Annotated in this window: 12 protein-coding genes; 2 read left to right on the top strand and 10 right to left on the bottom strand. The window is 66.0% G+C overall.

What is annotated here, in order from left to right; all coding sequences use genetic code 11:
- The first annotated feature begins 9 nt into the window (after nucleotides 1–9).
- Both AC3IPP_RS06560 and scpC read left to right on the top strand, forming a co-directional pair.
- Nucleotides 10–450 (top strand): VOC family protein, encoded by a 441-nt coding sequence (locus AC3IPP_RS06560; protein WP_489150785.1) that lies wholly within the window; start codon nucleotides 10–12, stop codon nucleotides 448–450.
- Nucleotides 451–564: 114 nt separating this feature from the next.
- Nucleotides 565–2,073: a succinyl-CoA:acetate CoA-transferase ScpC gene (gene scpC / locus AC3IPP_RS06555; protein WP_087140291.1), complete on the top strand. Its 1,509-nt coding sequence runs from the start codon at nucleotides 565–567 to the stop codon at nucleotides 2,071–2,073.
- 6 nt (nucleotides 2,074–2,079) lie between these two features.
- Here scpC and AC3IPP_RS06550 read toward each other — a convergent pair whose 3' ends face one another.
- From AC3IPP_RS06550 to AC3IPP_RS06505, 10 genes are all read right to left on the bottom strand, one after another.
- Nucleotides 2,080–3,318, bottom strand: a complete 1,239-nt coding sequence (locus tag AC3IPP_RS06550; protein WP_489150784.1) for a serine hydrolase domain-containing protein — start codon at nucleotides 3,316–3,318, stop codon at nucleotides 2,080–2,082.
- Nucleotides 3,319–3,322: 4 nt separating this feature from the next.
- On the bottom strand, nucleotides 3,323–4,288 hold the full coding sequence (gene era, locus AC3IPP_RS06545) for a GTPase Era (protein ID WP_087140293.1): 966 nt from the start codon (nucleotides 4,286–4,288) through the stop codon (nucleotides 3,323–3,325).
- Entirely contained in the window at nucleotides 4,285–5,001 is a 717-nt protein-coding gene (gene rnc / locus AC3IPP_RS06540; RefSeq protein ID WP_489150783.1) for a ribonuclease III, read from the bottom strand. The genes era and rnc overlap by 4 nt, the downstream gene beginning before the upstream one ends.
- Nucleotides 5,001–5,927: a signal peptidase I gene (gene lepB, locus AC3IPP_RS06535; RefSeq protein ID WP_489150782.1), complete on the bottom strand. Its 927-nt coding sequence runs from the start codon at nucleotides 5,925–5,927 to the stop codon at nucleotides 5,001–5,003. Before lepB (AC3IPP_RS06535) ends, rnc begins: the two co-directional genes overlap by 1 nt.
- A 115-nt stretch (nucleotides 5,928–6,042) precedes the next feature.
- Nucleotides 6,043–6,792 carry a signal peptidase I gene (lepB, locus tag AC3IPP_RS06530; RefSeq protein WP_489150781.1) on the bottom strand — a complete coding sequence of 250 codons (750 nt, stop codon included), beginning with the start codon at nucleotides 6,790–6,792 and terminating at the stop codon, nucleotides 6,043–6,045.
- Nucleotides 6,793–6,840: 48 nt separating this feature from the next.
- The gene (acpS, locus tag AC3IPP_RS06525; protein WP_427792090.1) at nucleotides 6,841–7,242 is read right to left on the bottom strand and encodes a holo-ACP synthase; all 402 of its coding nucleotides are present in this window, start codon (nucleotides 7,240–7,242) and stop codon (nucleotides 6,841–6,843) included.
- Complete coding sequence (locus tag AC3IPP_RS06520) at nucleotides 7,239–7,985, bottom strand: pyridoxine 5'-phosphate synthase (protein ID WP_087140297.1); 747 nt, start codon at nucleotides 7,983–7,985, stop codon at nucleotides 7,239–7,241. Before AC3IPP_RS06520 ends, acpS begins: the two co-directional genes overlap by 4 nt.
- 15 nt (nucleotides 7,986–8,000) lie before the next feature.
- Nucleotides 8,001–8,585, bottom strand: a complete 585-nt coding sequence (gene pyrE, locus AC3IPP_RS06515) for an orotate phosphoribosyltransferase (protein WP_087140298.1) — start codon at nucleotides 8,583–8,585, stop codon at nucleotides 8,001–8,003.
- Between the two features lie 45 nt (nucleotides 8,586–8,630).
- Nucleotides 8,631–9,410 (bottom strand): LOG family protein, encoded by a 780-nt coding sequence (locus AC3IPP_RS06510; protein WP_489150780.1) that lies wholly within the window; start codon nucleotides 9,408–9,410, stop codon nucleotides 8,631–8,633.
- Nucleotides 9,411–9,448: 38 nt separating this feature from the next.
- Nucleotides 9,449–11,602 carry a RelA/SpoT family protein gene (locus AC3IPP_RS06505; RefSeq protein ID WP_489150779.1) on the bottom strand — a complete coding sequence of 718 codons (2,154 nt, stop codon included), beginning with the start codon at nucleotides 11,600–11,602 and terminating at the stop codon, nucleotides 9,449–9,451.
- Nucleotides 11,603–11,663 lie beyond the last annotated feature (61 nt).

The raw sequence follows: 11,663 nt of genomic DNA, 5'->3' as shown, positions 1-11,663 counted from the left end.
GAGGGTCTCATGAAGATCGTCACCAGTCTCAGCTTCCAGGGCCAGTGCCGCGAGGCGCTGGAGTTCTACGCCCGCATCCTGGGCGGCAAGGTCACGGCCGCCTTTCCGTTCGGCGACGGCCCGCCCGACATGCCGGTCGATCCCAAATACAAGGACTGGTTGATGCACGGCTGGTTGGAGATCGGGGACCAGGCCATCATGGGCGCCGACCTGCCGCCAGAGTTCGCCCCGAACATCGACAAGCCCAAGAACGGCTTTGACGTGTCGTATCACACCGACGACCTCGCCAAGGCGCGCGAAGTCTTCGACGCACTGTCCGAAGGGGGCAAGGTCGGCATGGCTTTCGCCGAAACCTTCTGGTCGCCCGGCTTCGGCAGCCTGACGGACAGGTTCGGCATCCCGTGGATGGTCAACACCAACCCGGCGGCGGACTGGAAACCCAGCGGTTGACGCCTTTGTGATCACGGACTGTTACGACCAAAGCCGTATTGGAATCAGGGTGATGCGGCGCCTATGTCCGCGTCGTTCCTTGAGCCCTCCCCGGCTCCAGCCGTCAGGTTTGCGATGTCCCGCGTCCGTAACGCCGCCCTCAAGTCGAAGATCATGTCCGCCCAGGACGCCGCCGCCCTGATCCCGGCCAACTCGACCGTGGGCATGAGCGGCTTCACCGGCTCGGGCTATCCCAAGGTCGTGCCGATGGCGCTGGCCGAGCGGATCGAGGCCGAGCATGCGGCAGGCAATCCCTTCAAGCTGAAGGTCTGGACCGGCGCCTCGACCGGGCCGGAACTGGACGGCGCCCTGGCCAAGGCCGACGGCATCGAGTTCCGCCTGCCCTACAACTCCGACCCCATCGCCCGCGAGAAGATCAACAAGGGCGAGATGGAATACCTGGACATGCACCTGTCGCAGGTGGCGCCGGTGGCCTGGCAGGGTTTCCTCGGCCCGCTGGAGACGGCGGTGGTCGAGGTGTCGGGCATCCGCGAGGACGGGGCGCTGATTCCTTCGTCCTCCATCGGCAACAACAAGACCTGGCTGGACCGCGCCGACCAGATCATCCTTGAGGTCAACAGCTGGCAGAACGCCGCGCTGGAGGGGATGCACGACATCTATTACGGCACCGCCCTGCCGCCCGCGCGGGTGCCGATCCCGCTGACCAAGCCGACCGACCTGATCGGCGAGACCGTCTTCCGCGTCGATCCGTCCAGGATCGCCGCCATCGTCGAGACGGACAGCCCCGACCGCAACCTGCCCTTCGCCGCGCCCGACGCCAGCGCCACGGCCATCGCGGGGCATTTGATCGAGTTCCTGCAGCATGAGGTGAAGCTGGGCCGCCTGCCCGCCCATCTGCTGCCGCTGCAATCGGGCGTGGGCAATGTCGCCAACGCCGTGCTGGCGGGTCTGGCCGACAGCCCGTTTGAAAACCTGACAGCCTATACGGAGGTGCTGCAGGACGGGATGCTGGACCTGCTGGACTCAGGGAAACTGACCGTCGCCTCGGCCACCGCCTTTTCGCTCAGCCCCGAGGCCGCCGCCGATTTGAACAGCCGCATGGAGCAGTTCCGCGGCAAGATCATCCTGCGCCCGCAGGAGATTTCGAACCACCCGGAGATCATCCGCCGCCTGGGCTGCATCGCCATGAACGGCCTGATCGAGGCCGACATCTACGGCAACGTCAACTCGACCCACGTCATGGGCTCGCGCATCCAGAACGGCATCGGCGGCTCGGGCGACTTTGCGCGCAACGCCTATATTTCCTGCTTCGTCACGCCCTCGACGGCCAAGGGCGGCAAGATCTCGGCCATCGTCCCCATGGCCAGCCACGTCGACCACATCACCCAGGACGTGCAGGTCATCGTCACGGAGCAGGGTCTGGCCGACCTGCGCGGCCTGTCGCCCAAGCAGCGCGCGAAGGTCATCATCGCCAACTGCGCCCACCCCGACTATCGCGACGCGCTCAGCGACTATTACGCCCGCGCGCTGAAGGGTTCCTACGGCCTGCAGTCGCCGCACCTGCTGACCGAGGCGCTGTCGTGGCACCAGCGGTTCATTGAGACAGGCTCGATGAAGGCCTGATCGGCCTCAGCGCGCCAGCGCCGTCGGGAACGGACGGCCCAGAGCCTCGGCCATCGCCTGTTGATTGATGAGCAGCACCTGATCGCGCAGGTGGTAGTTGTTCGACAGCACCACCACCGTCACCTCCTGATCGGGCTGGTAGGACACCAGGTTGCGGAACCCCGCCCAACTGCCGGTGTGATAGATCTGGCGATCGCTGAACGGCGAAGAGGTCCGCTCGCCCAGGGCGCTGACGTAGATGCCGTAGCCATAGGCCCGATGCGGGCCGCGCCGCTCGGGCATGTCGTCCGGGGCATGATCGGCGATCAGGTCGGCATAGGCCTTGTCGCTCAGGATGTGCCCCTGATGCAGGGAGCGGTTCCAGGCCAGCACGTCGTCCAGCGTCGAATACAGCGCCCCGGCGCCCGCAACGACGCTAACGTTGGCGATGGGCTGCGGCGTCAGACCGGCCGGAAACAGGCCGTAGCCCATGGCCAGACCCTGAGCGTCGTTATTCACGTCCGAGCCGGTGTCCTTCATGCCCAGGGGCTTGAGGATCGCCTGCTCCATATAGGTTTCGAACGGTTGGCCGCTGGCCCTGGACACGATCTCGGCCGCCAGGTTGAAGGCGGCGTTATTGTAACGAACCTTCGTCCCCGGCTCGAACTGCAGGCCATAGCGGGCCGAGGTCTCGGTCAGTTCCTGCGGCGTGCGGTGGGTGACGCGGATACGCCCCCACTCCGCCTGAGCCATCACGTCCGGAATGCCCGACGTATGCGACAGCAGGTGATGAATACGTAGCGGCCGCCAGGCGTCGGGGCACGGCTCGATCCATTTGCAGACCGGATCATCGACCGACAGCTTGCCCTCGTCCTGAAGCTTCAGGACGGCGACGGCGGTGAACTGCTTGGACACCGAGGCCAGGCGGAAACGCGTGTCCAGAGCGAAGGGCGTGTCCGTCTCATAGTTCGCCTTACCATAGACCTGACGGAACAGGATCTGATCGCCCTTGGCCACCAGCACGGCGCCCGTGAACTGCTTGCTGGCCGCCATCTCATCCAGCCGCGCCTTGAGGTGCGGCAGGGCCTCGACCACCTCGACCGGCGGGCGCTTGGGCAGGTCTGTCCGATAGACGGCGGCCGCCTGGGTCTCCGGCGCGACGGCCTTGACGAACCATGCGCCCGCTCCGGCCGAGATCAGGCCGGCGGCGACAAGGGAACCGAGGAACCAGGGCCTTCCGCCCGCGGTCTTGGGAACGATGAACACGAGACTAGACGTCAAACTCCAGGCCGAACTGGGCGTACAATGCCTTTGAGTCTTGCCATTTGGGATCGACTTTGACGGTCAAAAACAGGTGAACGGGCCGATCCAGGATCTCGATCAGCTCCTCGCGCGCCTTCTGGCCGATCCATTTCAGGGTCTGGCCGCCCTTGCCCAGGACGATCGGGCGCTGGCTTTCACGCTCGACGTAGATGGTCTGTTCGATGCGGGCCGAACCGTCCGCCTTGTCCTCGAACGAGGTGGTCTCGACCGCCGCCGAATAGGGCAGTTCCTCATGAACGCGCAGATAGACCTTCTCGCGCGTGATCTCGGCGGCCAGAACGCGCAGGGGCACATCCGCCGACTGGTCTTCGGGATACAGCCAAGGCCCCTCGGGCATGGCCAGGGCCAGGCGCGTCTTCAGGTCGTCCACGCCGTCGCCGCTGAGCGCCGAGATCATGAAGACCTCGGAATAGACGCCCGTCTCGAACAGGCGCTGCGACAGGGCCAGCAGGGTGTCGCGACGCATCCCGTCGATCTTGTTCAACGCCAGGATGACCTTGGTGTCGGTCGCCTTCAGATTGGCGATGATGGTCTCAGTGTCCTCGGCCGAGCGACGGTCGGCGGCGGTGCCTTCGCGACCTTCAGCGTCGATATGCGACTGGGCGTCGATCAGGTGGACGACCACGTCGGCGTCCTGCGCCCCGCCCCAGGCCGAGGCGACCATGGCGCGATCCAGACGGCGGCGCGGCGTGAAGATGCCGGGCGTGTCCACCAGCACGATCTGGGCGTCGCCCTTGATAGCGATGCCGCGCACGGGAAAGCGCGTGGTCTGAACCTTCTGGGTGACGATGGAGACCTTGGAGCCGGTCAACCGGTTCACCAGCGTCGACTTGCCCGCATTGGGCGCGCCGATGATGGCCGCGAAGCCCGCGCGCTGGCCGGTGATCTCGGTGGTTTCGGGGGTCTCGGTCAAATTACGTCTTCTCGTTTCAATAGGGCGATGGCGGCGGCCTTTTCCGCCTCCTGTCGCGAACGTCCCTGGGCGCGGGCCGGTTCATAGCCGGTCACCGTCGCCTCGACCGTGAAGGTCGGCGCATGATCCGAGCCGGTGCGCTGGACCACTTCATAGGTCGGCAGCGGACGGCCCTGGCCCTGCGCCCATTCCTGCAGGGCGGACTTGGGATTGGTCACGGCCGGCGCCGGGGGCGCGGCCAATTCTTCGGCCCAGGCGCGTTCGAACACGGCCTGAGCGGCGATCAGACCGCCGTCGCGATAAACGGCCGCCAGGATCGCTTCCACAGCATCGGCGATGACTCCGGCCTTTCTGCGGCCGCCGGTCTTGGTCTCGCCGGGCGACAGGCGCAGGGCGTCGCCGACGCCCAGCCGTTCGCCCACGCGGGCGCAGGCGCTCTTGTCCACCAGGGCGTGCAGGCGGGCGGACAACTGTCCCTCGTCCGCCGACGGGTAATCCCGCACCAGACGGTCCGCGACCAGCAGGCCCAGCACCCGGTCGCCCAGGAACTCGAGCCGCTCGTTGTCGGCGGGAACCTGCGGGCCTGCGCCTTCGCCCACGCTGGAGTGGGTCAGGGCGCGTTCCAGCAGCTCAGGCTCAGCGAAAGCGTGGCCCAGGCGCTGGCGCAGGGCCGCCACGGCCTCGGCGCGCACGTTCGTGCGTCCGCCGGCCATCAGTCGAGGATCTTGAAGAACCGGCTGAAGCGCACATTGGCGAACCAGCTGACCGGGTTGAACAGCGAGGCGCCCGGCGTCCACGAGAACATGATGATCTCGGCCTTGCCGACCAGGTTCTCGGCCGGGACCATGCCCACGCCCGCCGACATCTCGACGCGGCTGTCGATCGAGTTGTCGCGGTTGTCGCCCATCATGAAGTAGTGGCCGGCCGGAACCTCATACAGCGGGGTGTCGTCCAGATCGCCGCCGGGGCCGAAGTCCTGCGTCATGAAGGTGCGGCCGCCCGGTAGGGTCTCACGCACCTGGGTCACGGCGCGCGGGCCGAACATGTCGGCCATCTGGGCGCGGTTGACCACCACGTCCTGAACCGGCGCGCCGTTGATGTAGAGCTTGTTGGCGATCATCTGCACCTTGTCGCCCGGCAGGCCGATCACGCGCTTGATGTAGTCTGTCTTGTTGTCGCGCGGCAGCTTGAACACGGCGATGTCGCCGCGCTCGGGCCCCTTGCCCAGGATGCGGCCGTTGAACACCGGCGGGCTGAACGGGATCGAGTGTTTCGAGTAGCCGTACGACCACTTCGACACGACGATGTAGTCGCCCTCGTACAGGTTCGGCTCCATCGACGCCGACGGGATGGTGAAGGGCTGGAACAGCAGCACTCGCAGCACCAGCGCGATCAGCAGGGCGAAAACGACGGTCTTGATGATCTCGACCGTTTCGTTGCTCGCGGACTTTTCTTTCTTCACTCGCTTGGCCTTCCTGGAGCGCCTGGGCGCATAGATCGGGGTCTCGCTGTCGAGGGCTTCGGGGTCGTCCCCCATGTCGAAGGGCGCATCGCCGTCATCACTCCAGATCGGCCGTGTCACAGCCTGATCGAGGGCCGGACTGGCCGCACCGCCGTTCGCCTTGGGGTCGTCGCTCATCGTCTGCTCGAATCCCCCGCCGAACGCGGGGTTTGAAGGTCGAGGCGTAGTCGCTGAACCCGCCGCGAGCAAGACTCTGGATGATGAAGGAACCGCAACCTCTTGGGAGCAAACCCTAGTCGAGGATCTTGAAGAACCGGCTGAAGCGCACATTGGCGAACCAGCTGACCGGGTTGAACAGCGAGGCGCCCGGCGTCCACGAGAACATGATGATCTCGGCCTTGCCGACCAGGTTCTCGGCCGGGACCATGCCCACGCCCGCCGACATCTCGACGCGGCTGTCGATCGAGTTGTCGCGGTTGTCGCCCATCATGAAGTAGTGGCCGGCCGGAACCTCATACAGCGGGGTGTCGTCCAGATCGCCGCCGGGGCCGAAGTCCTGCGTCATGAAGGTGCGGCCGCCCGGTAGGGTCTCACGCACCTGGGTCACGGCGCGCGGGCCGAACATGTCGGCCATCTGGGCGCGGTTGACCACCACGTCCTGAACCGGCGCGCCGTTGATGTAGAGCTTGTTGGCGATCATCTGCACCTTGTCGCCCGGCAGGCCGATCACGCGCTTGATGTAGTCTGTCTTGTTGTCGCGCGGCAGCTTGAACACGGCGATGTCGCCGCGCTCGGGCCCCTTGCCCAGGATGCGGCCGTTGAACACCGGCGGGCTGAACGGGATCGAGTGTTTCGAGTAGCCGTACGACCACTTCGACACGACGATGTAGTCGCCCTCGTACAGGTTCGGCTCCATCGACGCCGACGGGATGGTGAAGGGCTGGAACAGCAGCACTCGCAGCACTAGCGCGATCAGCAGAAAGATCAACAGGACACGAAATGTATCGATCCATTCGGCCAACGCCGTCTGCGATTTGCTCATTGTCGGCCCCTATAAAAACCAGCGATCTATCTAGCCGACGCTATGCGCCTAAGCCAACGGCAAGGCTTCGATCACCACGAAAGCGAGCGCATAGGGATGTTCGTCGCTGAGGGTCAGGTGGATGCGCGCCTCATGCCCCGGCGGGGTCAGGCGGGCCAGATGCTCGGCCGCGTGGCCCGTCAGGGCCAGGGTCGGCTGACCCGAAGGCAGGTTCACCACCCCCATGTCGCGCCAATAGACATCCGATCGCATCCCGGTTCCCAGCGCCTTGGCGCAGGCCTCTTTCGCCGCGAACCGCTTGGCGTAGCTCCACGCCGGATCGGCCTTGCGGTCGGAGCGGGTGCGTTCCAACTCGGTGAAAACGCGCTGTTTGAAGCGGTCGCCGAAACGGTCCAGCGAGGCCTGAATGCGGCGGATGTCCGACAGGTCGGCGCCGACGCCGATGATCATGACACAGCCTCGTCCATGGCCGCGCGCATCCGACGGATGGCGGCGTCCAGGCCGACGAAGACCGCCTCGCCGATCAGGAAGTGGCCGATGTTCAGCTCGACGATCTCGCGAATGGCCAGAACCTCGCCGGCCGTGGCGTAGTCGAGGCCGTGGCCCGCATGGACCTCCAGCCCCAGAATGTCGGCCTGGGCTGCGGCGGCGGCCAGACGATCAAATTCGACCGCGCGCTCGGCCGGGTCGGTCAGGTGGCAGTAGCGGCCAGTGTGGAACTCGACCACCTGGGCGCCGACGGCGGCGGCGGCCTCGACCTGATCTTCGGACGGTTCGATGAACAGGCTGACGCGGATGCCGGCGTCCGATAGCGCCTTCACCACCGGAGCGATGCGGGCCTCGTGACCGGCGACGGCCAAGCCGCCTTCGGTCGTCACTTCCTCACGACGTTCCGGCACCAGACAGGCGGCGTGCGGGCGGTGGCGCAGGGCGATGGCCAGCATCTCCTCCGTTACCGCCATCTCGAAGTTCAGCGGCTTGTCCGCACGGCGGCACAGGGCCGTCAGCACGTCGATGTCGGCGTCGGTGATGTGGCGGCGGTCTTCGCGCAGGTGGGCGGTGATGCCGTCGGCTCCGGCCGCCAACGCCGCCTCGGCCGCACGGGCCGGATCGGGATGAGCGCCGCCGCGCGCGTTACGAACCGTGGCGACGTGGTCGATATTGACGCCCAGACGAACCCGCTGACGCTTCATCCCGTTCTCTCTTCTCTACTTCGACAGGCGGCGGCTGCCCGGATCCTCGACCGGCAGGGCGGCCAGTTCCGGCGGCAGGGCGTCGGCCGGATAGGCCGGCACTTCCATCGAGGCCAGGGCGATCAGGGGCACGCCCACATCGACCTTGCCGCCCGAACGGTCGACGATGCAGGCGGCGGCGACGACTTCGCCGCCCGCCTTCTGGATCGCGGCGATGCATTCGCGCGAAGAAAGCCCCGTGGTGACGATGTCCTCGACCATGACGATCTTCTCACCCGGCTCGACCGAGAAGCCGCGACGCAATTTGAACTCGCCGCCCTCGCGCTCGACATACATGGAGCGCACATTCAGGTGCTTGGCCGTCTCATAGCCGGGGATGATGCCGCCGACGGCAGGCGAGATCGCCGCATCGACCGGGCCGACCGTGGCGATGATCTTTTCCGCCAGCGCCTTGCACAGGCGCTCGCAGCGGGCGCCGTCCATGAAGACCAGGTTCTTCTGCAGGAAGACCGGGCTGTGCAGGCCGGAAGAGAGGACGAAATGGCCTTCGCGCAGGGCGCCGGCGTCGCGGAATTCGTTGAGGACGTCTTCAGTGTTCATGAAAGCCGTCCTTAGACCCTGCAGCGGCCGCCCTCAACCCGCGCCCTATTTGATCTCGCAGTTGGGCTTCAGTCCGCCTTCGAGAAGCTTGGTCCACACGGTCTCGGCGTCGTCGGCGAAGGCGAACAGGTTCATGTCCGACGCCTTGACCATGCCGTGCTCGATCAGGGCGTCGAAGTTGATGATCGAGCGCCAATAGGCCTCGTCGAACAGGACGATGGGAATCGGCGGCGCCTTGTCCGTCTGACGCAGGGTCAGGATCTCGAACAACTCGTCCAGCGTGCCGAAGCCGCCGGGGAAGACCACCAGGGCGTTGGCCCGCATCGCCAGGTGCATCTTGCGCATGGCGAAGTAGTGGAACTGGAACGTCAGTTCGGGCGTGGACCAGGGATTCGGGAACTGCTCGTGCGGCAGGGTGACGTTGAAGCCGATGGACGGCGCCCCCGCCTCGTACGCGCCCTGGTTGGCGGCCTGCATGATGCCCGGACCGCCGCCGGTGGCGATGACGTTGTCGCGCACCTCGCCCGGTTCGCCCCGGAAGGCGCCGCCGCGTTCCGAGGCGATGCGGCCAAACTCGCGCGCCTGCTCGTACCAATAGGCGTGGCGGCCGTCGCCATTCACGCCAACGCGGGCGCTGCCGAAGACGACGATGGTCGAGCGGACGCCCCAGGCCTTCAGCGCCTGCTCGGCCTTCTCATACTCCATCAGGAAGCGCACGCCGCGCATCGACTCGCCCAGCAGGAAGTCCTGATCCAGGGCGGCCAGACGATAGGAGGGCGAGGCCATCTGGGCCTCGTTGGCGAGCTTCTGTTGTTCGGGAGACATTTCGGCCTTGTCGTAAAACACTAAAGAGGCGGCGGCGATCAGCCGCGTGCGCGGTCGACGGTGTCGACGGACGGATTGGCCCGAAGGGCCGCGATGATCATGGTCGCGTGGCGGGCGTCTTCAACCTCTACGTCGATATCGACGTCGAAGAAGTCCTGCTGACGATGCGCCATGCTGAGATTAAGGATGTTGCCGCCCGCCTCGCCGATGATGGTGGCGACCTGGCCCAGAACGCCTGGAGCGTTCTTCATCGTAGCGTGCAACTTGACCGCGCCGACAGCGCTGCGTTCAGCCTGCGGCGTCCATTGCAGATCCTGCCAGACGGAGTCGTCGTCCGCGAAATCGGCCAGGGTCTGGCAGTCGATGGTGTGGACCGTCAGCCCCTTGTCCGGCTCAAGGATGCCGACGATGCGATCGCCGGGCACGGGGGAGCAACACTGGCCGAAGTGGATGCTGACGCCAGGCGTCAGGCCGCTGCCGCGCACGAAAAGGCGCGGCGATTCCGCGCCGATGCGCTTGCGCTCCGGTCCCGCTTTCAATTGACCCTTCAGCGCCGGGAACAGGGTCTCGGCCACGCGCGTCGCGGTCAGACGCCCCCGACCGATAGCGTCGAACATGTCTTCTTCGGACGGCATGGCGAAGGTCTTGAGCGTCTCGGTCAGCTTGACCTCTGTCAGCGCCTTGCCCGCGCGCTCCAGCGTCTGTTCCAGCGTCGTCTTGCCCAGACGCACGAACTCTTCGCGCTCCGAGGTCCGGATGTGGCGGCGGATGGCCGAACGGGCGCGGCCCGTGACCGTCAGGCTGCGCCAGTCGGTCGGCACCTCGCGCTTGGTCCCGCGGATGATCTCGACCACGTCGCCGTTCTGAAGCGCGGTGCGCATGGGCTTCAACTCGCCGTTGATCTTCACCCCGACGGCGGTGTCGCCGACCTCGGTGTGGACCGCATAGGCAAAGTCCAGCGGCATCCCGCCGCGCGGCAGAGTGATCAGCGTCCCCTTGGGCGTGAAGACGAAGACCTGGTCCAGATACATTTCGAGCTTGGCGTGCTCGACCCAGTCCTCGCCCCCCTCCCCGTGCTCGATCACCTGAACCAGATGGCGCAGGTTCAGCAGGGGGTCGCGGCCGCCGTCCGCCTCCATCGCCTCGCGGTCGAAGCCGTAGGACTGGTTCTTGTAGGCCCAGTGCGCCGCCACGCCGTCCTCGGCCACACGATCCATGATCTCGGTGCGGATCTGCATCTCGATGCGCAGACCACCCGGCCCGACCACCGTGGTGTGCAGCGAGCGATAGTTGTTCGACTTGGGCGTCGAGATGAAGTCCTTGAACCGCTCGGGCACCATCGGCCAGGCGCGGTGGATGACGCCAAGGGCGCGGTAACAGTCGTCCTCGCTCTCGACGATGACGCGGAAGCCGTAGATGTCCGACAGGGACGAGAAGCCGACGGTCTTCCTCTGCAGCTTGCGCCAGATGGAATAGGGCGTCTTCTCTCGGCCCTTGACCCGGGCGCTAAGCCCCGCCTCGGACAGGACGCGTTCGATCTCGGGCGAGACGGCCTCGATGGCGCTGCCGTTTTCGAGTTTCAGGGCTTCCAGACGGCGCTGGATGGCGACGCGCGCCGTGGCGTTCAGATGTTCGAACGCCAACTCCTCCAGTTCGGCGGCGATGGAGTGGATGCCGATCGACCGGCCCAGCGGAGCGTAGACTTCCAGCGTCTCGCGGCTGATGCGCTCGCGCTTCTCCGGCTTCACGAAGTGAAGAGTGCGCATGTTGTGCAGGCGGTCAGCCAGCTTGACCAGCAGCACCCGCACGTCGCGCGAAATGGCCAGAATGAACTTCCGCAGGTTCTCGGCCTGGCGCGTATGCTCGGCCTGAAGCTCCAGCCGCGACAGCTTGGTCACGCCCTCGACCAGGACGGCGACCTCTTCGCCGAACATCTCGGCGATGTCCTCGCGCGTAGCCGAAGTGTCCTCGACCACATCATGCAGCAGGGCGGTGACGATGGTGGCCGTATCCAGGCGATAGTCGGTCAGGATTCCCGCGACCTGGATCGGATGGGCGAAATAGGGATCGCCGGAGGCTCGCAGCTGCGAGCCGTGCATCTTCATCGCATAGACATAGGCGCGGTTCAGCAGCGCCTCATCGGCGGTCGGGTCATAGGCCTTGACCGCCTCGATCAATTCGAACTGGCGCATGATCGGTGCGCGTTTGGGTTCAGACAATACAGGGCCTTCAGACGACTTCGGCGCCGCCTCG

Source organism: Brevundimonas sp. KH_060 (assembly GCF_057838275.1).
The sequence above is the reverse complement of the archived record's forward strand: the minus strand, read 5'-3'. Positions and strand labels throughout refer to the sequence as shown.